A 21,200-nucleotide genomic window follows, 5' to 3' on the forward strand; every position below is an offset into this window, starting at 1 on the left:
CCAGGTCAGAGAGGTGATGCTGTGGCATTGGATGCGGCGCAACCCGGATTCGCCACCACGGTCGGGGCCCTGCGGCTGCGGCTGCGGCGCCGCGTGGCCCGCGGGGGCCTGCGGATAGCCGTAACCGCCCGGAGCCTGCGCCCCGGCAGGACCTTGTGCGTGTGCTTGTCCCTGCGCGATACCGGGTGCGTACGCACCCGGAGTCTGCGGGGCGCCGTACCCGTTCGCCGGCGCGCCCCCGTGCGGGAGGGGCGTCCCGGCGCCCGACCCCTGCTGGGGCACGGAGCCCGCACCGGGGTTCTGCGGCGGGAGCCGGCCGCCGGAGTTCGGCGCCTGCGGGCCGCCCCACGGGCCACCCGCCGTGCCCTGGGCCCCGTACTGGGCCGTCGGATCGGCGTACTGCGACGGCTGCCCGGCGTATCCGCCCTGCGCACCGGCACCGGCGCCCGGGGCCGACCCGTCCCAGCCCGGAGTCCGGGCTCCCGGGCCTCCCTGGCCTTCCGGTCCCGAAGGGGTCGTGCCCCAGCCCGGCGGCTGTGCGCCCGCGTCCGGCCCCTGGGCGGCGGTCCAACTGGAGATCTGCGGGGGCGCGTCCTGGGCCGGGGCGCCCGGAGCCGGAGCGGCCCCGCCCTGACCCGCGTGCTGCGCGCCCCAGCCGGGCGCCTGCGCACCCGCACCCTGGTCCTGGCCCGCACTACCCCATTCACCGGTCGGCGTCCAACCCTGCCCGGGCTCCGGAGAGGCCCCCGAAGCGGGTCCCGGACCCCACGGCTGGTCCCAGGCCTGACCGCCCGCCGGAACGGCGCGGTCGCCCGTCTGGCCCGGCAGGAGGGGTTCGCCGCCGTCGGACGGCAGCACGATGCCTTCGCGCGCGGGCTGCGCCGAGGGCTCGTCGCCCTGTCCGTTGTGCGTCACCGGGACTCCTACGAATGGGGGACCTTCGGAATCGTCGGTTCACGCTACCGGGTCCCCACAACCCGGTGCCACGCAGCACAGGTCGTGACGGCTGTCTCCGGGGGCGGCAGTAACGAATCCGCCCCCCAAGACGCTGTTTATGCCTCCTTTCGCCTCACAGCCCTCCGTTCACCCCGCGTTCACTCCCGCGTAGACCCCGGGCCCGTCCGGCGGATCAGGCCGCCGCCTGCAGGTCCATGCGCGCCCCGAACTCCCGTACCACCGGCTCGTCCCGGTAGGGCTCCAGGCGCTGTTGGAAGTCGTCCAGGTACTCCGCCCCGCGGTTGGAGCGCAGCGTGCCGAGCAGTTCGACCGCGCGCAGACCGGTGTGGCAGGCCTGCTCGACCTCGCGCTGCTGGACCTGCGCGGTGGCCAGCAGTACGTACCCGATGGCGCGGCGCCTCGCGCGCGTCTCGGGGTGCCCGGCGAGGGATTCCTGAGCGCACCGAGCGGCCGCCTCCGACTGCCCGAGGTCCCGGTGACAATGCGCCAACTCGTCGGCCAGATACGCCTCGTCGAAGTGCGCGATCCACCGCGGGTCGTCGCCCGAATCCGGATCGGCCTGCTCCAGCGCCGCCACGGCCCGACCGGACGCCGCCTGTGCCGAACGCGCGTCGCCCATCAACGCGTGCCCCCGCGCCTCCGCGGCGTGGAACATCGACTCCGCGCGCGGTGTGACCCGCCCGCGCGCGCCCTCCTGCGCCGCCCGAGCCAACTGCGCGATCTCCCGCGGATTCCCGAGCTGCGCCGCCAGGTGGCTCATGGACGCGGCGAGCACGTACCCGCCGTACCCGCGGTCGCCCGCCGCCTGCGCGAGCCGCAGCGCCTGGATGTAGTACCGCTGGGCGAGCCCCGGCTGTCCGGTGTCGACCGCCATGTAGCCGGCCAGCTCCGTCAACCGCGCGACCGCCGCGAAGAGTTCACGCCCGACCGCTTCCCGGTACGAGCCGGCGAGCAGCCCGGAAACGACACTGTTCAGGTAGTGCACGACGACCGGGCGCACGTGCCCGCTGCCGTACTGGTGGTCGAGGTCGACCAGCGCCTGGGTCATCGCGCTCACCGCCGCCACGTCGGACTGCCCGACCCGTGGCCCGGCCGCACGCGACACCTGCGCGTCCGGCGAGGAGATCAGCCAGTCCCGGCTCGGCTCTACGAGCGCGGAGGACGCGACGGACGAGCCCGACAGGAAGTCCCGCCGCCCCACGTCGCTGCGCCACAGCTCGCAGACCTGCTCGATCGCCCCGAGGACGGTCGGCGAGAACTGCAGCCCCACGCCGGAGGCGAGGTTCTTGCCGTTCGCCATGCCGATCTCGTCGATCGTGACGGTCCGGCCCAGCTTGCGGCCGAGCGCCTCGGCGATGATCGCGGGCGCCCGTCCGCGCGGCTGCTGTCCCCGCAGCCAGCGCGCCACGGACGTCTTGTCGTAGCGCAGGTCGAGGCCGTGCTCCGCGCCGCACATGTTGACCCGGCGGGCCAGCCCGGCGTTGGAACAGCCCGCTTCCTGGATGAGCGCCTGCAGTCGTTCGTTCGGCTGCCGCGCGACGAGAGGCCTTGCGGCCATTGGCGTACCCCCTGTGGCTGCGGTGCCTGCCCACGCACCGAGTTGACGGTCCTCAGTGACCGGGACCTCCCGCACCCCTGCCGGGGAGCGAAAAGATCCGGCCTCGAAGATCAATGCCCCGCGGACATACCGAAGATGCGAGACATGTGAGGATTGCCGGGGTAAAGGCTGCTGCCCGCCCCTCCGGTGGCTACCCACCCCCCGCTGCCGCCTCCCATGCGCGCCCCCACAGATGCATCCATGCGCCCCACGTGTGGAATCGGTGCTCCTCCCCCGCGCGCGGGGAAAAAAGGTGCAAGCCCGAAGGGTTTTCCCAAGAAGCGCGGTGGCGGGAGACGGGTGGGCGTAACCCCTGGTGGGTGCGGGAGTTGAGTTCAGCGTGGAAGAGACGATCGCAGGCACCGAGACCGCCCAGATCCCGAAGCAGCGAGGCGAGTCGCTGCAGGACATCGCCGTGCGCTATGCCGAAGAGCGCCATTGGGACGTGTTCCCAGGCACTTGGCTGGAAGCCGCCGACGGGGTGCAGCGCTGCTCGTGCGGCGAGCCCTCGTGCGCCGTGCCCGGCGCGCATCCGGCGCGTGAGGACTGGGCGACGCAGGCCACGGGCAGTGCGACCGTCGCGCGTCGGCTGTGGGCGAAGCAGCCGTCGGCGTCGATCCTGTTGCCCACGGGGCGGACGTTCGACGCGATCGACGTCCCCGAGACCTCGGGGTTTCTCGCGCTCGCCCGGATGAGGCGGATGGAGCTGACGCTCGGGCCGGTGACGTGTACGCCGGACCGGCGGATGCAGTTCTTCGTGTTGCCGGGTGCCGCTGTGAAGGTGCCCGATCTTGTGCGGAAGCTCGGGTGGCCGCTTGCTTCTCTTGATCTGAATGTGCTGGGCGAAGGTACGTATGTGGCTGCGCCGCCTACGCGGTTCGGGGCTCGGGGGGCTGTGCAGTGGGCCTGCCGGCCGACTCCGGCGAATCGGTGGCTGCCGGACGCCGAGGAACTGATCTCGCCCTTGGCCTACGCCTGTGGGCGAGACGCTCGACGATAGCTCCGCTTGGGCCGGTTCTTCGGCTGCGGGTCGGTGGGGGCTGGTCGCGCCCCGCGGCGGAGCCGCATATGTGCACAGCCCCGCGCCCCTAAAAGACTGCGCAGTTCCCCGCGCCCCTATCGGGGCGCCGGTCCCCGTATCGTGCCCTGCATGACGGAGGGAGTGCGGGTGAACGACGCGGTGGCCGTGCGGGTGCGGGGGCTTTGGAAGCGGTTCGGGGAGCAGGTCGCCGTCGCGGGGATCGATCTGGAGTTGCCCGCAGGGCAGTTCATCGGGCTGGTCGGGCCCAACGGGGCGGGGAAGACCACGACTCTGTCGATGGTGACCGGGCTGCTGCGGCCCGATCAGGGGTCCGTGGAGGTCGTCGGACACGACGTGTGGCGCGACCCCGTGGAGGTCAAGGCCCGGATCGGGGTCCTGCCCGAGGGGCTGCGGCTCTTCGAGCGGCTCTCGGGACGGGAACTCCTCGCGTACACGGGGCGGCTGCGCGGACTGCCCGGTGCCGAGGTCGACAAGCGGGCCACCCAGCTACTCGACGTGCTCGACCTCGCCGGCGCCCAGCACAAACTCGTCGTCGACTACTCGACCGGCATGCGCAAGAAGATCGGGCTCGCGGCCGCGCTGCTGCACAACCCGGAAGTGCTGTTCCTGGACGAGCCGTTCGAGGGCGTCGACCCGGTCTCCGCGCAGACGATCCGCGGGGTCCTGGAGCGCTACACCGCCTCCGGCGCGACCGTCGTCTTCTCCTCCCATGTGATGGAGCTCGTCGAGTCGCTGTGCGACTGGGTGGCCGTCATGGCCGCGGGCCGCATCCGCGCCCACGGCCCGCTCACCGAGGTGCGCGGCGAGGCGCCCTCCCTCCAGCAGGCCTTCCTCGAACTCGTCGGGGCGAGCGCCCGCGACACCGGCTCCGACCTCGACTGGCTGGGCGGCGGCGCCCGATGAGCGCCGCAACCGCCACGAAGGCCCCCGCCACCTCGACCGCCTCCATCACCCCCGTCGTCGTACGGCTGAAGCTGTCGCTGCTGCGCAACGGGCTGCGGCAGTCGGCGGGGCGGCGGGCCGTGTACGTGGCGTCGCTCGTCATCGTGCTGCTGTTCGCCGCGCTCCAGCTCATCGGACTGATCGCGCTGCGCGGCAACACCCACGCGATGACGGTGACGGTGCTGCTCACCGCCGTACTGGCGCTCGGCTGGGCCGTGATGCCGCTCTTCTTCTCCGGCGGCGACGAGACCCTCGACCCGACCCGCCTGGTGATGCTGCCACTGCGCCCGCAGCCGCTCGTACGCGCGTTGCTGGTGGCCTCGCTGGTCGGCATAGGCCCGCTGTTCACGCTGTGCCTGCTCGTCGGTTCGGTCGTCGCGATGGCGCACGGGGCGGCGGCGTACGTCACCGGAGTCGTCGCGGTCGTCCTCGCGCTCCTGGTGTGCGTGGCCCTCGCGCGGACCATCGCGACCGCCAACACCCGGCTGCTGACCAGCCGCAAGGGCCGCGACCTGGCCGTCCTGAGCGGTCTGGTGATCGCGGTGGGCGCGCAGGTCGTCAACTTCGGGGCGCAGAAGCTCGGTTCGTCGGGCCTGTCCACGCTGGACCCGGCGGCCGACGTGGTCCGCTGGGTGCCGCCCGCGTCGGCGCTCGGCGCGGTGGACTCCGTCAGCGAGGGCTCGTACGCCGTCGGCCTCGCCCAGCTCGCCCTGAGCGGGGTGGCGCTGGCAGTGCTGCTGGCCCTCTGGCAGCGGAGTCTGACCCGGCTGATGACCTCGCCGGACGGCTCGACGCTGCAGGCCGCCGAGCCCTCCCGGGACAAGGCGGGCCGTTCCTCCGGACTCGGCCGGCTGCTGCCCGCGGGGCGCACGGGCACGGTCATGGAGCGCAGCCTGCGGTACGTGTGGCGGGACCCGAAGACCAAGGCCGCGTGGGTGACCTCGCTCGCGATCGGTCTGATCGTGCCGGTGTTCAACGCGCTGCAGGGCACCGGCTCGATCTACTTCGCCTGCTTCGCGGCGGGCATGCTCGGCATCCAGATGTACAACCAGTTCGGGCAGGACACGTCTGCGTTCTGGATGGTCGCGATGACGATCTCGTCGACCCGGGACGCGTATGTCGAGCTGCGGGCACGGGCGTTGGCACTCCTGGTGATCACCCTTCCGTACGCGGCCCTCGTGTGCGTCCTCACGACGGCGCTGCTTGGCGACTGGCGCTCGCTGCCCGAGGTGTTCGGCCTGTCCTTCGCACTGCTCGGCGCGATGCTGGCGACCGGAGCCTGGTCCTCGGCCCGCTTCCCGTACTCGATCCCGCAGGAGAGCTACAAGAACGTGGCTCCCGGCCAGGCGAGCCTCGCCGGATTCTCGATCTTCGGCGGCATGATCGCGGCCGCCCTGCTCTGCGCCCCCGTCATCACCCTCGCCATCTGGCTGAACGTCTCGTCGGACGGCCAGGACTGGACCTGGCTCCTCCTCCCGATCGGAACCGCCTACGGAGCGGCCATCGCCCTGGCAGGCCTACACCTGGCCGCCCCACGAACAGCACGGCAACTGCCGGAGATCCTGGCGGCGGTGAGCAAGGGCTGAGGGGCCGGGGCGCGGGCCCGCGCCCCGTTTTTCAGGGGCGCGGGAAACTGCGCAATCTTTGTCCGGACGGCCTACGGCCTAGCGGAGCGCCTCGTCCAGGAAGGGCTCAACGGCCGCCCGCCAAGCCTCCGGCTGGTCGTAGTGGACAAGATGCCCCGCATCGGCCACCTCCGCGTACTGCCCGTTCGGCAGGACACGGACCATCTCCTGGGACTCCGCCCGGCCGAGCTCACCGTCGAGGCCACGGACGACGAGGGCCGGGCACTGGACCTGCGTCAGCTCCTCCCAGTGCGCGTCGTACACCCAGGTCTCGCGGGACTTGAGCATCTGCTCGGGCTCGAAGACGGGCCGCCAGCCGTCCGGCGACTCGGCCATCACCTCGGCGTAGAACTCACCGCGCGAGGGGTTCGGGCGCTCCACCCAGGGGTCGTCCTCGCCGAACCACTTCCGTACGTCGGCGAGTGTGGCGAACGGGACCGGCCAGGCCTTGAACCAGTCCTCCCACTCGCGCTGCGAGGCGGCTCCCAGCGCCGAGGCCCGCATGTCGCAGATGACCAGGCCGCGCACGAGGTCGGGGCGCTTGGCGGCGAGCTGCCAGGCGGTCAGGGCGCCCATGGCGTGACCTATGAGGACGGCCGGGCCGAGGTCCAGCTGTTCGAGGGCGGCCTCGGCGTCCTCGACGTACGCACCGCGGGTGTAGGAGGCCTCGGGCGGCTTGTCGCTCTGGCCGTGGCCCCGCTGGTCGAGCGCGACGGCGCGATGCCGCTCGGAGAGCCAGCGGGCGGTGGGCGCCCAGTGGGATGCACGGCCCATGAGGCCGTGCAGTAACAGCACGCCGGGCGCACGCTCGATCTCCCCGGACGCGGTGCCGGCCCCCGAAGGGTCACCCCTCGGAGGATCGATCTTGGGAGAGTCGGCGAACTCCCAGGCGGCGAGGCGTACGCCACCCGCACCGCTCACGTCGATGCGCCGCACCATACGTTGGCACCCCCCTTGATCCGCTCGGCCGGGTCGTCCCGCACGAACCGGCCGGTCCACTCGTACCGCTGGTCGTACCGGTGCTCCTGCTGGTTCTTCCTGCGTAATCCGTAGTGGTTCCGTCACTCATACGCTATCGAATGCGCATTCGAAGATGGGTGTCTTGGCGACAACACCCCTCCTTCGAGTGACCTCGCTCAAGGATTGACCGCCGCCGTCGAGGGGAGATCTTCAACGGGAGGCGGGCCGCTCGGGGAAAACGGTCCGTGGGGAATGACCCTGGGAGCTCGGGGCTCCGGGTCAGCACAGGGGAGGACAGGCCCCGGCGCCTCAGGGCGCCGGGGCCCTCGCCATGTCCGCGGCACATCCTCCCGCCCCCTCCCCGACCGCGCACCGGCGCCGCTGCCGCCACGGTCAAGAGCCCTCAGGTCATATGCCTCTCGCGACAGCCTCGCACGCAAACGGCCCGACCGCTGCGATTCCGCGCACTGAATCTTCATTTCTGAGCGAACAACGAGGTGGGACAACTGGGTTGTGTGTTACGGGAGTTGAAGATGAAGCTCGCAATTGGGCAGGGCCACACAACGACGCCCCGACAGGGGCGCGGGGAACTGCGCGACCAGCCCCCACTCACCCGCAGACGAAGCAACTGCAGCCAAGCGGAGCGCTACCGCTTCGCGACGAAAACGTGCGACGCCACATCCGACTCCAGCTCCGCCGCCTCACCGCCACTGCCCACCAGCACCCCACCCGCGGACTCCGTCACGCTGACGACGGACCCGGGCTGCACGCCCGCCCTCCGCAGCGTGTACATCAGCTGCGCGTCCGTCTGGATCGGCTCACCGATGCGACGGACGACGACCGTCTTGCCGTCGAGCCCGGGGTCGAGATCGGCCAGCGACACCATGCCCGCGTCCAGGAAGGGGTCCGCCCCGTCCTTCTCGCCCAGCTCCTCCAGGCCCGGGATCGGGTTGCCGTACGGCGACTCGGTGGGGTGACGCAGCAGTTCGAGCACGCGCCGCTCGACGGCCTCGCTCATCACGTGCTCCCAGCGGCAGGCCTCGGCGTGCACCTGCTCCCACTCCAGACCGATCACGTCGACGAGCAGACACTCGGCGAGGCGGTGCTTGCGCATCACGCGCGTCGCGAGCCGGCGGCCCTCGTCCGTGAGCTCCAGGTGCCGGTCGCTGGCGACGGACACCAGGCCGTCGCGCTCCATGCGCGCCACGGTCTGGCTGACCGTCGGCCCGCTCTGGTCGAGCCGCTCGGCGATACGGGCGCGCATGGGGACCACACCTTCCTCCTCCAGCTCGAGGATGGTGCGGAGATACATCTCCGTGGTGTCGATCAGTCCGGACATACGTGCCCCTCGATTAGCTCTGCCGGAGGCTGAGTGGCTCACCGGCGTGTGCGCTGGCCCTGGCACCAATTCTGACGCATCCCACTGACAACCGTGCCGCGCAGGTGAAACCGCGTGGTGACGAGTGCCGGAGCGAACGGCCGGACATGAGCTCGGCCGGGCGGGAACGGGGGCCCTCAGCACCCAGTGTCGCCCCTGCCGACCGTATTGACACAGCACTGGTACAGACCGCAACGTGATCCGCGACACGACCGGGTGTGGACGGGGAGAGAGGGCTTCGCGCATGGGCGACAGCAAGCTGGCCGGGCAGTTCTTCGACGCCGCGATCGGCCTGCTGCAGCGGGTGCGGGACGAGGAGGCCGGGGCCGTCGAGGCCGCCGGGACGCTCATCGCCGACACGGTCGCCGACGGCGGGCGGCTCTTCGCGTTCGGCGCCGGGCACTCGTCGCTGGCCGCGCAGGACCTGGTGTACCGGGCGGGCGGCCTCGCGCTGATGAACCTGCTCGCCGTACCGGGTGCCGTCGGGGTGGACGTCGTCCCGGCGACACTGGGCTCCGCGCTGGAACGGGTCGACGGCCTGGCGAGCGCCGTCCTCGACACCAGCCCGGCCCGCTCCGGCGACGTACTCGTGATCATCTCCCTCTCCGGGCGCAACGCCCTGCCCGTGGAGATGGCGATGCACGCCCGCGCGCTTGGCCTCAAGGTCATCGGGGTCACGTCGGTCGCGTACGCCTCCGAGACGAAGTCCCGGCACACCTCGGGTACGTATCTGAAGGACCACTGCGACATCGTCCTCGACTCGAAGATCGCGATCGGCGACGCGGAGCTCACGCTCGAATCCGTCCCGGCACCGTTCGCGCCCGCCTCCACGGTCGTGACCTCCGCCCTCCTCCAGGCGGTCATGGCCACCGCGGCGGGCACCCTCGCCGACCGCGGCATCGAGCCCCCGCTCCTGCGCTCCGGCAACGTCGACGGCGGCCACGAGTGGAACGGCCGCGTGTTCGAGGAGTACGGGGACCGGATCTTCTACCGCCGTTGATCCTCCGGAGGAGGCGGTACTGAATCTGCGGGCCGTCAGTGGCTGATCGCGCAGTTCCCCGCGCCCCTAAAAACCTCCAGCCCGTCCGGCGTTTGAGGACGAGCGCGTTCAGCGCGATGCGGGGGTCTGGGGGCGGAGCCCCCGGAAAGGGACGGGAATGGGCAGGGGCGGCGGGGGCGAAAGACCCTTGAGGCGAGCCCCCCGGCCCACCTCACCCCCTCCCCTCCAACGCCTCCCCCAGATCCAGCGCCGCCGCGATCCGAACGGCGACATCCTCCGCGTACGTGGCGTCGAGCCGCTCGAACTGCGTACGACTGGACCCACGCAGGAACGTGACGACGCCCAGCGTCCGCCCCCGACTGCGCAGCACCGCGCACAAGGCATGGACGGAGTCCGGCGGCCACTGCCGGGCGACAGCCCACTCACGCGCCCGCTCGGGCTCACTCGCCCCGGCCCCCGCACGCGCCGCCCCCGCACTGGCCCGTACGGACCCGATCCGCTCCACACACTGAAGCGCAGGATGCCCGTCGGCATACCGCACGGGCAGCCCCGCCCGCCCCGCGGGAAGACTCGGCCCCGGCGCCCCGGAAGGCGTGGCAGCGGCCCGTACGAGCCGGACCGGCCCCTCGCCGTCGGGCACGGCACCACCGGCCACCCGGTCGATCAGCGCGTGGTCGGCGAAGCCGGCGAGGGCGAAGTCGAGGTGGACGCTCGCGGCCTCCGCCGGGTCCTCACACTCGGCGGCGGCCCGCGCGGCCCGGTGCAGCTGGTTGGTCCTGAACCGCAGGAGCGCCGCCTCCTGCTCGGTCTGCTTGGCCTCGGTCACGTCCTGGAAGAGCCAGCCCACCCCGAGCGGAACCGGCTCTTCCGCGAGCGGCGAGGCGAGCCGCAGGAAGCCGCTGCGCCAGCACCGCCGCTGCTCGCCCTCGGCGGTCCGCACGGTCACCCACATCTCGGCGGGCGCGGGCGGAGCGCCCTCGGCGAGGACGTGCGTGAGCGCGCTCTCCAGTTCCTCCACGCCCTGCGCGAGCAGCTCACCCAGGGGGCGCCCCAGTACGGCCGTACGCCCCGCACCAAACGCGCGCGCCGCGTGCGCGTTGACGACGGCGGGCCGCAGATCGGCGTCGACGAGCACGACACCCCACGAGGCGTCGTCGAACAGCGCCTCGCTCAGCGCGATCGACCGCTCCAGATCGATCTGCGCGTGCACCTCGCTGAAGGCGCAGTACACCCCGGCCGGCTTCCCGTCGGGACCCGGCACGGCGGCCGACTGGGTCCGTACGAGCACCCGGCCGCCGTCCTTGGTGAGCAGCGCGAACTCGTGGACCTGCCGTCCGGGTGCCTGCATCGCGGAGAGCAGCCGGCCCTCGACCTCCTCGGCGTCCGCGGGCCGTACGGCCCAGCCGGCGAACCCCTGCCGTCCGACCGCCTCGGCCGCGGTCCAGCCGAGGATCCGCTCCGCCTCCCGGTTCCAGTGCGTCACCACTCCGTCGGCGTCGAACGCGCACAGCGCCGCGTCCATCCCGTCGAGCAGAGCGGCGAGCAGATCGGCCCCGTCCCGCTCGGGCTCCTGCGGCCCGAGCTCGTCCGTGGTCCCACTACGCCGCGAAGCACTCACCTGGCACCCCCTGCAGGCCGTGTCGGCGTGTCCTGCGCGGTGTGCCCGCGCGTCTGATCACTCACTTCACTCACTACGAATCACTCACTAGGAATCATTCAACTCGAACGTGACGCAGCCCACATCTGGTTCCCACAAGATTGAGGAAATCGTTGTGTGGGGCCAAGGCCGCCCAGGCTTGGAGGCCAGACATGGACGCAGCCACACCGGACACCGGGATCGCCGGACGGGAACGTGCGGATCGGCGGGGTCCCAGGTCACAGCAGGCGCCGCCGGGTCAGCGTACGTAGCAGCAAGATCGGGTGCGCGTTCGAGGAATGGGACTGATTCGCACGGATGGGCGTTTTCGGAGGAGATCGTCTCCCTCTGGGGCCCTTGATCGCTAGCGTTGTCTGTGCGCACGCCGAAAGGACACTCGCTCCTCGGCCACAAGCCGCAGCCTGTGCGTACATATGCATGCACATGTACGCACAGGCCGAGTGACCAGCCCCAGTCATCACGATCCGAAGATCAGGGAGGTGCCCTCGATGACTACGTTTCCCGCAGGCGAGCAGACCCACCAGGCTGTGCTTCCTCAGCAGCCTGCTCTGGAATCCGTGGGAGCAGACACCCCTGGGAGCAGGGACGAAACGGCTCACGGACACCCCGCCACCGCGCGGGGCACCGGCAGGGAACATGGGCGAGGGGAGACCGACGGGCGTGGCACCGGACCCCGTCGGCGTCACACCGCAACCAGCGCTTCGGCGATGGAGACGGCAGAGAACGGGAGCGGTGACGTTCCCACACACGTCCACGCGTACGCCGGTGGCATCGGCGCGAGCAGGGTCTTCGTCCTCTCCAAGGACGGCCGGCCCCTCATGCCCTGCCATCCCGCCCGCGCACGCGAACTCCTCGGCAAGGGGCGGGCCGTGGTCGCCCGGCAGGTTCCCTTCACCATCCGGTTGAAGGACCGCACCCTCGCCGAGTCAGAGGTCGACGGCGTGCAGTTACGCATCGACCCCGGCTCTAAGGGCACGGGTCTCGCCCTCACCGACGAGAAGAAGGAAGCCAACGAGCAGGGGGCCACTGTCACCGTCCGGCGCGGGCTGATCTCAGTCGAACTCCAGCACCGGGGCGAGCAGATCCGCATGTGCATGCAACAGCGCGCCGGGTACCGGCGCAGACGACGGTCCGCCAACTGCCGCTACCGAGCACCCCGCTCGGACAACCGCACCCGCCCCGGAGGATGGCTGCCTCCCTCACTGCGCCACCGCGTCGACACCACCCTCTCCCTGGCCAGGCGCATGTGCCGATACGCACCCGTCACCGAGATCCACATGGAACGCGTCGCCTTCGACACCCACGCCATGAGCGCAGGCAGACCCCTCACCGGAGCCAAGCGACAACAGGGCACGCTCGCCGGAACCGAAATCCGCTCCTACCTCCTCACCAAGTGGAACCGCGCCTGCGCGTACTGCGACGCCACCGGCGTACCTCTGAACATCGACCACCTCCGGCCCCGGAGCCGCGGAGGCTCGGACCGCGTCTCGAACCTCGTCCTCGCCTGCGTTCCCTGCAACCAGACCAAAGACAGCACGCCCGTCGAAATCTTTCTGGCCCACCGACCCGATCGCCTCGCGAAGATCCTCCGACAGGTCAGGAGACCGCTCCATGACGCCGCAGTCATGAACGCCACCCGATGGCGGCTCACAAAGGCTTTGGAAACCCTCGGGAGACCGGTCCACGCGTGGTCGGGCGGCCGTACCAAGTGGAACCGCACAGCCATGGGACTGGTCAAGACCCACACCTTGGACGCCCTGTCCGTCGGACGTCTGGATCACGAGAGCGGCGACGCGATCGTCCGGCTGCCGGTGCAGGTCCTCATCGTCAAGGCGACCGGACGCGGCTCGTACTCCCGCACCACTCCGAACCGGTTCGGGTTTCCTCGCCTTCGGCGCAACCGGGTGAAGCAGCACTTCGGCTATGTCACCGGGGACCTCGTACGCGCCACCGTGCCCAGCGGCAAGTGGGCAGGCGCCTGGACAGGACGCCTCTCCGTACGGTCCAGGGGGCAGCACACCCTCACGACACCGGCAGGCCGGTTCAGCGTCTCCTACAAGAACCTCCGGCTTGTGCAGCGGGGCGATGGCTACGGGTACGCCGCCAGGCAAGAGCCCCTGCCGTCCCCATCGCGAAAACCGGTTGAGCGACGTGTGAACAGTTCCTAGAGTGTGGCCATTCCGGAAAGGAGGTGGTTCGGCAGATGTATGAAAACCGGACAGGAGAGGTGGCTGCGGGCTAGCGGCCCGTCACCACATTCAGTGCGGTGCCGGACCAGCGCGTGAGACGAGCGTGCAACCGGCCCAATCTCAAGCAGTCACCCGACCCGCGAGCTCGCCGGTAAGTCCGGCCGGCTCCCTCCTCGGAGGGGACCAGAGTTCGCGGGTCGTCTGCGTTTCGCAGGTGTGTGAAGCGCGGCACTGGCGTATTGGGTGAGCCGGAGTACTCTTGCGCCATGCTTCCGATGCTCGTTCGACGCCGTCACGTGGACTACGTGCGCGTCACGAGCATGGGCTGTCGGCTTTCTGCCTGACCTCAGCCCCCTTAGCTCTTTCACCTGGCACCTGTGGCCCCCGCCCCACCCTCGGCGGCTGCCCCGGGCCCGTAACCCATGCGGACGCACACCATGACGAACCTGAAGAACCTGAACGTGGCGACGAACCCGTCGGATCAGACCAACCCGTCGGATCAGCCGTATCAGCAGCTTCCGATCATTGATCTCTCCGCGGCCGATCGTGGGCCGCAGGCGCGTGCGCTGTTGCACGCGCAGTTGCACAGTGCCGCGCACGACGTGGGGTTCTTCCAGCTCGTGGGGCACGGGGTGGGGGAAGGCGAGACAGCCGCCCTGCTCGACGCGATGCGCCGGTTCTTCGCGCTTCCGGAGGCGGACCGGCTGGCGATCGACAACGTCAACTCGCCGCATTTCCGCGGCTATACGCGGACCGGTGACGAGCGCACCGGCGGCAGTCGGGACTGGCGCGACCAGCTCGACATAGGGGCGGAGCGGCCCGCGCGGACCCCCGGTCCCGGTGAGCCGGCGTACTGGTGGCTGGAGGGGCCCAACCAGTGGCCCGCCGCGCTGCCGGAGCTGCGTACCGCCGCCCTGGCGTGGATCGACCGGCTCAGCTCGGTCGCGGCGCGGCTCCTGCGCGAGCTGCTCGCCGCCATTGGTGCGCCCGCCGGTTTCTACGAGCCGGTGTTCGGCGAGGGTGCCCATCCGCATCTGAAGCTGGTCCGGTATCCGGGCAGTGCGGGGGACGGCGCCGGTCAGGGGGTCGGGGCGCACAAGGACTACGGGTTCCTGACGCTGCTGTTGCAGGACCAGGTGGGCGGGTTGCAGGTGCAGCGGGAGGACGGGCTGTTCCATGACGTGCCGCCGATCCCGGGGGCGTTCGTGGTGAATCTGGGTGAGCTGCTGGAGGTGGCCACCGACGGGTATCTCGTCGCCACCAACCACCGGGTGGTGAGTCCGGTCGGGGCCACCGAGCGGTTCTCCGTTCCCTTCTTCTACAACCCCCGGCTCGACGCCCGGATCGAGCCGCTGCCCTTCCCGTACGCGTCCGCGGCGCCCGGGGTGACGAGCGACCCGGCGAACCCGCTCTTCGCGGAGTACGGGCGGAACGAGCTGAAGGGCAAGCTGCGGGCGCATCCGCTGGTCGCGGCCCGTCATCACGCGGAGCTGCTGGTCCCCGCGTGACCCGGGTGAGACAGGTGTGGCGGCACCCCGTGGGGCGCCGCCACATGGGCCGTGCGCACGTGGGCCCTGCACACATGAGAAATCAGTGGGCGATGTCTTCGTAGCCCTGGATCTCGTGCGGGTTGCGGGTGCCCGGTCCGACATAGCGGGCGGAGGGCCGTACGAGCCGGCCCGTGCGCTTCTGTTCCAGGATGTGGGCGGACCAGCCGGCGGTGCGGGCGCAGGTGAACATCGAGGTGAACATGTGGGCCGGGACCTCGGCGAAGTCGAGGACGATGGCGGCCCAGAACTCGACGTTCGTGGCGAGGACGCGGTCCGGGCGGCGGGCGTGGAGTTCCGCCAGGGCCGCCTTCTCCAGTGCCTCGGCGACCTCGAAGCGGGGGGCGCCGAGTTCGCGGGCGGTGCGGCGCAGGACGCGTGCGCGGGGGTCCTCGGCGCGGTACACGCGGTGGCCGAAGCCCATCAGCCGCTCGCCCTTGTCGAGGGCTTGGCGGACGTAGGCGTCGGCGTCGCCGGTGCGTTCGATCTCCTCGATCATGCCGAGGACGCGGGAGGGGGCGCCGCCGTGCAGCGGTCCTGACATGGCGCCGACGGCTCCCGAGAGGGCCGCCGCCACGTCGGCGCCGGTGGAGGCGATGACGCGGGCCGTGAAGGTGGACGCGTTCATGCCGTGTTCGGCGGCGGACGTCCAGTAGGCGTCGACGGCCGCGACGTGCTTGGGGTCGGGCTCGCCGCGCCAGCGGATCATGAAGCGTTCGACGACGGACTGGGCCTTGTCGATCTCGCGCTGCGGGACCATGGCCAGGCCCTGACCGCGGGCGGACTGGGCGACGTACGAGAGGGCCATGACGGCGGCGCGGGCGAGGTCGGCGCGGGCCTGCTGCTCGTCGATGTCGAGGAGGGGGCGCAGGCCCCACACGGGTGCCAGCATGGCGAGTGCGGACTGGACGTCCACGCGGATGTCCCCGGAGTGGACGGGGATCGGGAACGGCTCGGCGGGCGGCAGGCCGGGGTTGAAGGCTCCGTCGACGAGCAGTCCCCAGACGTTGCCGAAGGAGACGTGGCCGACCAGGTCCTCGATGTCGACGCCCCGGTACCGCAGGGCGCCGCCCTCCTTGTCCGGTTCGGCGATCTCCGTCTCGAAAGCGACGACTCCTTCGAGCCCGGGTACGAAGTCGGACATCAGGCGGCTCCTCATGATGTGTGCGACAGATGGTTTGCGGGGTGTGCGAGGGTGCTCGTGACCATATGTCTGTGATGGGGTGGTGGCCGTCCGGTTCCGCGGTCGCCTCGTGGACTCGCGGTCCGTACGTCACCCCGGTGATGCCCCGTCCGGATGGCGGTCACCCAACCGTTTCGGAAGCAGGACGATATCCCTTGGTGCCACCTTTGGGGAGAGTACGCGGCACTGAGTGCCATGGCGTGATGAAGGCCACGCCTGTCGGGTGCTCGTCTGCCGCCTTTCGGAATGCGGCAGGATGACGGCGTGACCGACCGTGAACCCGTCCTCGACCCGGCGTTGATGCGCAAGCACTACCGGGCGGAGGGACTCGACGAGACCGAGCTGGCCGACGACCCGATGGAGCAGTTCGGGCGCTGGTTCGCCCTGGCCGCGACCGACGGCCTGCTGTACGAGCCGAACGCCATGGTCGTCTCCACCGCGGACGCCGAGGGGCGGCCCAGCTCCCGCACGGTCCTCCTGAAGCAGTTCGACGAGCAGGGTTTCGTCTTCTTCACCAACTACGAGTCCCGCAAGGCGCGCGATCTCGCCGCCAACCCGTACGTCTCCCTGCTCTTCCCGTGGCACGCGATGGCCCGGCAGGTCATCGTCAGCGGTACGGCCCGGCGCACGGGCCGCGACGAGACGGCCGCGTACTTCCGCACCCGTCCGCACGGCTCCCAGCTCGGTGCCTGGACGAGCACCCAGTCCGCGGTGATCTCCTCCCGCGCCGACCTGGACACCGCGTACGCCGAACTGGCCACCCGCTACCCCGAGGGCGAACAGGTCCCGGTCCCCCCGAACTGGGGCGGCTTCCGCGTCGCCCCCCAGTCGATCGAGTTCTGGCAGGGCCGGGAAAACCGCCTCCACGACCGCCTGCGCTACGTGACCCGGGAGGACGGGTCCTGGCGGGTGGAGCGGCTGAGTCCGTGAGGGAGAGGGCCCTCAGCCCAGCACCTCGTCCAGGATCTTCGACCACTGGGCGACCACTCGTTCGCGGCGGGCTCCGTCGTCCGTGAGGAGGTTGGCGAGGCCGAGGCCTCGGGACATGTCGAGGAAGCCCTGGACGGTTTCCCGGGCGCCGGGGCGGGATTCGTCGGCCTTGAGGAGGTCCACGGCTATGCGATGGGTCTCGCGGCCCACGTGGGCCTCCAACTCCGTTACGCGGGGGCGTAGTTGGTCCTCGTTGGAGGCGGCCACCCAGAGGTGGAGGGCGGCTCGGAAGAGGGGGCCCGTGTAGAGGTCGACGAGGGCGGCGACGACCGCGTGGCGGTTCGTGGGGCCGTCGGGGAACAGGTCGCGCAGGGCGGTGGAGCGTTCTTCGGCGACGTACTCGACGGCTGCCGTGAAGAGGTCCTCGCGGGTCGGGAAGTGGTGCTGGGCGGCGCCCCGGGAGACGCCGGCGCGTTCGGCGACGACGGAGACCGTGGAGCCGGCCCAGCCGTGTTCGGCGAGGCAGGCGACCGCGGCTTCCAGGAGGCGCCGGCGGGTGGCCCGGCTGCGGTCCTGCTTGGGGACGCGCTCGACGAGCGGCGCGCCGTTCAACACGCCGCCCGTCGTGGCGCCACTGTTCACCGCACCCATGGAGGATCCCGTCGTTCGAGGAAGGCCGTCATCCCCTCGCGGGCCTGAGGGGAGGAGAACAGCCGGGCCGAGAGCGCGGTGAGGTCGGCCGCGTCCCGGTCGAAGGTGTCCAGCACCTTAGCCGTGAGCAGCCGTTTCGTCTCGGCCAGTCCGTGCGGGGAGGATCGGCGCAGCCCGTCGAGCACGGGCGCGAGTACGTCGTCGGCGTCCTCGCCCGCCGCCGTGACGAGGCCGATCCGGGCGGCCTCGTCCGCGTCGAACTTCTCCCCCGTGAGGTAGTAGCGGGCCACCGCGCGCGGGTCGAGCCGTGGCAGCAGGGGCAGCGAGATCACGGCGGGGGCGACCCCGATGCGTACCTCCGTGAAGGCGAACGTGGCCTCCTGGGAGGCGACGGCGATGTCGCAGGCTCCGAGCAGTCCGAGGCCGCCCGCGCGCACATGGCCGGTGACGCGGGCGACGACGGGCTTCGACAGTTCGACGATCTGGCGCAGGAGACCGACGAGGACATCTGGGTGCGGAGGGTCGCGCAGGTCCGCGCCCGCGCTGAAGGTGTTGCCGGTGTGGGTGAGGACGACGGCGCGTACGTCACCGTCCTTGCCGCACTCCGTGAGCGCGTCCGCCAGCTCCCCCACCAGTTGGGCGGAGAGGGCGTTGCGCCGCTCGGGCGCGTCGAGCGCGAGGGTGGTGATCCCGCGCTCGTGCGCCCGCCGTACCACCGTCATGCGCGCTCCCTCGGTTCCCGTCGTACCGCCGTCATGCGCGTTCCCTCAGTTCCCGCCGCAGGATCTTGCCGGAGGCCGCCCTGGGCACGCCTTCGATGAAGACGACCTGCCTGATCTTCTTGTACGGGGCGACGCGCTCGGCGACGTACCTCATGACGTCGTCCTCGGTGAGGTCCTCCGCGGCCGGCTGGCGCACCACGTACGCGTGCGGCCGTTCGTTGTTGTCGCTGTCGTAGACGCCGATGACGGCGGCGTCGGCGATGCCGGGGTGCGTGAGCAGGAGGGCCTCCAGTTCGGCGGGGGCCACCTGGAAGCCCTTGTACTTGATGAGTTCCTTGACGCGGTCGACGACGTACAGCCAGCCGCCCGCGTCGACGTGCCCGACGTCCCCGGTGTGCAGCCAGCCGTCCTCGTCGATCATGGCGGCGGTCGCCTCGGGGCGGCCGAGGTAGCCCTTCATGACCTGCGGTCCGCGGATGACGATCTCGCCGCGCTCGTCGACGCCGACGTCCTTTCCGGGGTCGTCGAGGGAGACGATGCGCATCTCGGTGCCGGGGATGAGTTTTCCGACGCTTCCGGGGGGCGGGTTCGCGGAGTCCCGGGGCACGACGTGCGTGCCGGGCGAGAGTTCCGTCATGCCGTACGCCTGGCCGACGGGCGGCAGTCCCAGCCTGCGCGAACAGGCCTCCGCCAGTTCGGCGTCCAGGGGCGCGGCCGCGCTGATGATGTACTCCAGGGACGACAGGTCGTAGCCCTCGACGGCCGGGTGCTTGGCGAGGGCGAGGACGATCGGCGGGGCCACGTACAGGCCGGTGATGCGGTGTTTCTCGATGGCCGCGAGGAACGTCTCCAGGTCGAAGCGCGGCAGTACGACGACGGTGGCGCCCTGCCTGAGGGGCGCGTTCATGAGGGCGGTGAGCCCGTAGATGTGGAAGAACGGCAGGACGGCGAGGATGCGGTCGCCGGGGCCCATCGGCATGGTGGGCGACAGTTGGGCGAGGTTGGTGGCGATGTTCCGGTGGGTGAGCATCACGCCCTTGGGGATGCCGGTCGTCCCGGAGGAGTACGGGAGGGCCGCCACGTCTTCCGCCGGGTCGATGTCGATCTGCGGTTCGGGGGCCGTGGAGCCCAGCATGTCGAGCAGCGAGCGGTGCCCGGGTGCCTGGTCGCAGACGAAGATCTCCCGTACGCCGCCCGCGAGTTCGGCCGCCGTACGGGCCGTGTCCAGGAGCGGTGACACGGTGACGATCCACTCGGCCTTGCAGTCCCGCAGCTGCTTGGCGAACTCCTCGGGTGTGGCGAGCGGATGCACGGTGGTGACCGACGCCCCCGCGCGCGTGGCGGCGAAGAACGCCACGGGGAAGGCGACGGTGTTGGGGCTGTGCAGCGCCAGCACGTCCCCCTTGCCGACGCCGAGGTCGGCGAGTTCGGCGGCTATCCGCCGGTGGAACGTGTCCAGTTGGGCGTAGGTGAGGGTCATTCCGTCCACGCCGTCGATCAGCGCGGGCGTGTCGCCCCGGGAGGCGGCGCGGCCCAGCACCGCCTCGTGGATGGGTTCTTCGACGGCGGGGACGTCTTCGTACTCGCTGCGGAACACCATGGCGGGCCCTTTCCAGGAGCCGGAACTTGTACGGGAGATAGTGCTAGTAGGACTTCGGCAGGCCCAGGGTCTGGTGCGAGACGTAGTTGAGGATCATCTCCCTGCTGACGGGCGCGATCCGGGCCACCCGGGACGCGGTGATGAGCGACGCGAGGCCGAACTCGCCGGTCAGGCCGTTGCCGCCGAGGGTGTGCACGGACTGGTCGACGGCTTTCACACAGGCTTCGCCGGCCGCGTACTTGGCCATGTTGGCGGCCTCTCCGGCTCCCGCGTCGTCCCCGGAGTCGTAGAGGAAGGCCGCCTTCTGCATCATCAGACGGGCGAGTTCCAGGTCGATGTGCGCCTGCGCGAGGGGGTGCGCGATGGCCTGGTGGGCGCCGATGGGGTCCCGCCAGACGGTGCGTTCGCGGGCGTATGTGATGGCCCTGGAGAGGGCGTAGCGGCCCATGCCGATCGCGAAGGCGGCGGTCATGATGCGCTCGGGGTTGAGGCCGGCGAAGAGCTGGAGCAGGCCCGCGTCCTCGTCTCCGACGAGTGCGTCGGCGGGCAGGCGTACGTCGTCGAGGGTCAGCTCGAACTGCTTCTCCGCGCCGTGCAGTTCCATGTCGATCCGGCGGCGCTCGAAGCCGGGGGCGTCGCGCGGGACGATGAACAGGCAGGGCTTGAGCTTGCCCGTACGGGCGTCTTCCGCGCGGCCGACGATGAGCGTGGCGTCCGCGATGTCCACGCCGGAGATGAAGACCTTGCGGCCCGTGAGGATCCAGTCGGTTCCGTCCCGGCGGGCCGTCGTGGTGATGCGGTGGCTGTTGGAGCCTGCGTCGGGTTCGGTGATGCCGAACGCCATGGTGCGGGTTCCGTCGGCCAGGGCCGGGAGCCAGTCCTGCTTCTGGTCTTCTGTGCCGAAGCGGGCGATCACCGTGCCGCAGATGGCCGGGGAGACGACCATCATGAGGAGGGGGCAGCCTGCGGCGCCCAACTCCTCCAGGACGATGGAGAGTTCGGCGATGCCGCCGCCTCCGCCTCCGTATTCCTCCGGCAGGTTGACGCCGAGGTAGCCGAGCTTGGCTGCCTCTGACCAGAGTTCGTCGGGGTGGGCGCCCGCGGCGATGACCTTGGTGAGGTATTCGCGGCCGTAGCGGGTGCCGAGGGCGGCTACGGCTGCTCGGAGGGCCTTGTGTTCGTCTGTTTCGAGGACCGTTGTCATTGGGGGCTCCTCAGGG

The 21,200-nt window shown here is 70.9% G+C and carries 16 protein-coding genes and 1 pseudogene; 7 read left to right on the forward strand and 10 right to left on the reverse strand.

All coding sequences use genetic code 11. The annotated features are described in order from the left end of the window. Together O3Q52_RS16115 and O3Q52_RS16120 are read right to left on the reverse strand one after the other, a co-directional pair. A pseudogene (locus O3Q52_RS16115) lies at positions 1-915 on the reverse strand (hypothetical protein); the annotation flags it as partial. A gap of 214 nt (positions 916-1,129) precedes the next feature. Beyond that, entirely contained in the window at positions 1,130-2,515 is a 1,386-nt protein-coding gene (locus O3Q52_RS16120) for a transcriptional regulator (protein WP_269649467.1), read from the reverse strand. Positions 2,516-2,894: 379 nt separating this feature from the next. Between O3Q52_RS16120 and O3Q52_RS16125 the strand changes: the two genes are divergently transcribed. The 3 genes from O3Q52_RS16125 to O3Q52_RS16135 all read left to right on the forward strand — a co-directional run bounded on the left by O3Q52_RS16125 (position 2,895) and on the right by O3Q52_RS16135 (position 6,124). Continuing rightward, positions 2,895-3,554 carry a bifunctional DNA primase/polymerase gene (locus O3Q52_RS16125; RefSeq protein ID WP_269649468.1) on the forward strand — a complete coding sequence of 220 codons (660 nt, stop codon included), beginning with the start codon at positions 2,895-2,897 and terminating at the stop codon, positions 3,552-3,554. Between the two features lie 150 nt (positions 3,555-3,704). Further along, entirely contained in the window at positions 3,705-4,499 is a 795-nt protein-coding gene (locus O3Q52_RS16130) for an ABC transporter ATP-binding protein (protein WP_269649469.1), read from the forward strand. After that, entirely contained in the window at positions 4,496-6,124 is a 1,629-nt protein-coding gene (locus O3Q52_RS16135) for a transporter (protein WP_269649470.1), read from the forward strand. Before O3Q52_RS16130 ends, O3Q52_RS16135 begins: the two co-directional genes overlap by 4 nt. 78 nt (positions 6,125-6,202) lie before the next feature. Here the strand turns inward: O3Q52_RS16135 and O3Q52_RS16140 are convergent, their stop codons facing one another. Together O3Q52_RS16140 and O3Q52_RS16145 are read right to left on the reverse strand one after the other, a co-directional pair. Next, complete coding sequence (locus O3Q52_RS16140; protein WP_269649471.1) at positions 6,203-7,102, reverse strand: alpha/beta fold hydrolase; 900 nt, start codon at positions 7,100-7,102, stop codon at positions 6,203-6,205. 667 nt (positions 7,103-7,769) lie between these two features. Next, the gene (locus O3Q52_RS16145; protein ID WP_269649472.1) at positions 7,770-8,462 is read right to left on the reverse strand and encodes a metal-dependent transcriptional regulator; all 693 of its coding nucleotides are present in this window, start codon (positions 8,460-8,462) and stop codon (positions 7,770-7,772) included. Between the two features lie 283 nt (positions 8,463-8,745). Here O3Q52_RS16145 and O3Q52_RS16150 point away from each other — a divergent pair, with 283 nt between their 5' ends. After that, complete coding sequence (locus O3Q52_RS16150; protein WP_269649473.1) at positions 8,746-9,501, forward strand: SIS domain-containing protein; 756 nt, start codon at positions 8,746-8,748, stop codon at positions 9,499-9,501. Between the two features lie 211 nt (positions 9,502-9,712). On the opposite strand, the gene O3Q52_RS16155 is transcribed toward O3Q52_RS16150, so the two are convergent. Continuing rightward, complete coding sequence (locus O3Q52_RS16155; protein WP_269649474.1) at positions 9,713-11,119, reverse strand: PAS domain-containing protein; 1,407 nt, start codon at positions 11,117-11,119, stop codon at positions 9,713-9,715. A 746-nt stretch (positions 11,120-11,865) separates the two neighbouring features. Between O3Q52_RS16155 and iscB the strand changes: the two genes are divergently transcribed. Continuing rightward, a complete protein-coding gene (gene iscB, locus O3Q52_RS16160) occupies positions 11,866-13,326 on the forward strand; it encodes an RNA-guided endonuclease IscB (protein WP_269649475.1) in 1,461 nt (486 codons plus the stop codon). Between the two features lie 458 nt (positions 13,327-13,784). Then, positions 13,785-14,855: an isopenicillin N synthase family oxygenase gene (locus tag O3Q52_RS16165; RefSeq protein ID WP_269649476.1), complete on the forward strand. Its 1,071-nt coding sequence runs from the start codon at positions 13,785-13,787 to the stop codon at positions 14,853-14,855. Positions 14,856-14,937: 82 nt separating this feature from the next. Here O3Q52_RS16165 and O3Q52_RS16170 read toward each other — a convergent pair whose 3' ends face one another. After that, positions 14,938-16,038 carry a citrate synthase 2 gene (locus O3Q52_RS16170; protein ID WP_269649477.1) on the reverse strand — a complete coding sequence of 367 codons (1,101 nt, stop codon included), beginning with the start codon at positions 16,036-16,038 and terminating at the stop codon, positions 14,938-14,940. 285 nt (positions 16,039-16,323) lie between these two features. On the opposite strand from O3Q52_RS16170, the gene pdxH reads away from it, so the two are divergent. After that, entirely contained in the window at positions 16,324-17,007 is a 684-nt protein-coding gene (gene pdxH / locus O3Q52_RS16175) for a pyridoxamine 5'-phosphate oxidase (protein ID WP_269649478.1), read from the forward strand. Between the two features lie 12 nt (positions 17,008-17,019). Here pdxH and O3Q52_RS16180 read toward each other — a convergent pair whose 3' ends face one another. From O3Q52_RS16180 to O3Q52_RS16195, 4 genes are read right to left on the reverse strand one after another with little or no spacing between them, the layout of a single operon-like run. Beyond that, the gene (locus O3Q52_RS16180) at positions 17,020-17,658 is read right to left on the reverse strand and encodes a TetR/AcrR family transcriptional regulator (protein WP_269649479.1); all 639 of its coding nucleotides are present in this window, start codon (positions 17,656-17,658) and stop codon (positions 17,020-17,022) included. After that, on the reverse strand, positions 17,646-18,380 hold the full coding sequence (locus O3Q52_RS16185) for an enoyl-CoA hydratase family protein (protein WP_269649480.1): 735 nt from the start codon (positions 18,378-18,380) through the stop codon (positions 17,646-17,648). Before O3Q52_RS16185 ends, O3Q52_RS16180 begins: the two co-directional genes overlap by 13 nt. A gap of 31 nt (positions 18,381-18,411) precedes the next feature. Next, positions 18,412-19,977: a 4-coumarate--CoA ligase family protein gene (locus tag O3Q52_RS16190; protein WP_269649487.1), complete on the reverse strand. Its 1,566-nt coding sequence runs from the start codon at positions 19,975-19,977 to the stop codon at positions 18,412-18,414. 46 nt (positions 19,978-20,023) lie between these two features. After that, positions 20,024-21,184, reverse strand: a complete 1,161-nt coding sequence (locus tag O3Q52_RS16195; protein WP_269649481.1) for an acyl-CoA dehydrogenase family protein — start codon at positions 21,182-21,184, stop codon at positions 20,024-20,026. Between the last annotated feature and the right edge of the window lie 16 nt (positions 21,185-21,200).

Origin of the sequence: Streptomyces sp. ActVer, from assembly GCF_027270795.1 — a bacterium.
Classification (GTDB): Bacteria; Actinomycetota; Actinomycetes; order Streptomycetales; family Streptomycetaceae; genus Streptomyces; species Streptomyces umbrinus_A.

Bases quoted from the DNA above. Each gene is read 5' to 3' on its own strand.
- O3Q52_RS16165 (WP_269649476.1), top strand. From the start codon at position 13,785: ATGACGAACCTGAAGAACCTGAACGTGGCGACGAACCCGTCGGATCAG.
- pdxH (WP_269649478.1), top strand. From the start codon at position 16,324: ATGCGGCAGGATGACGGCGTGACCGACCGTGAACCCGTCCTCGACCCG.
- O3Q52_RS16135 (WP_269649470.1), top strand. From the start codon at position 4,496: ATGAGCGCCGCAACCGCCACGAAGGCCCCCGCCACCTCGACCGCCTCC.
- O3Q52_RS16130 (WP_269649469.1), top strand. From the start codon at position 3,705: ATGACGGAGGGAGTGCGGGTGAACGACGCGGTGGCCGTGCGGGTGCGG.
- O3Q52_RS16185 (WP_269649480.1), bottom strand. From the start codon at position 18,380: ATGACGGTGGTACGGCGGGCGCACGAGCGCGGGATCACCACCCTCGCG.
- O3Q52_RS16145 (WP_269649472.1), bottom strand. From the start codon at position 8,462: ATGTCCGGACTGATCGACACCACGGAGATGTATCTCCGCACCATCCTC.
- iscB (WP_269649475.1), top strand. From the start codon at position 11,866: ATGGAGACGGCAGAGAACGGGAGCGGTGACGTTCCCACACACGTCCAC.
- O3Q52_RS16195 (WP_269649481.1), bottom strand. From the start codon at position 21,184: ATGACAACGGTCCTCGAAACAGACGAACACAAGGCCCTCCGAGCAGCC.
- O3Q52_RS16120 (WP_269649467.1), bottom strand. From the start codon at position 2,515: ATGGCCGCAAGGCCTCTCGTCGCGCGGCAGCCGAACGAACGACTGCAG.
- O3Q52_RS16140 (WP_269649471.1), bottom strand. From the start codon at position 7,102: ATGGTGCGGCGCATCGACGTGAGCGGTGCGGGTGGCGTACGCCTCGCC.
- O3Q52_RS16150 (WP_269649473.1), top strand. From the start codon at position 8,746: ATGGGCGACAGCAAGCTGGCCGGGCAGTTCTTCGACGCCGCGATCGGC.
- O3Q52_RS16180 (WP_269649479.1), bottom strand. From the start codon at position 17,658: ATGGGTGCGGTGAACAGTGGCGCCACGACGGGCGGCGTGTTGAACGGC.
- O3Q52_RS16170 (WP_269649477.1), bottom strand. From the start codon at position 16,038: ATGTCCGACTTCGTACCCGGGCTCGAAGGAGTCGTCGCTTTCGAGACG.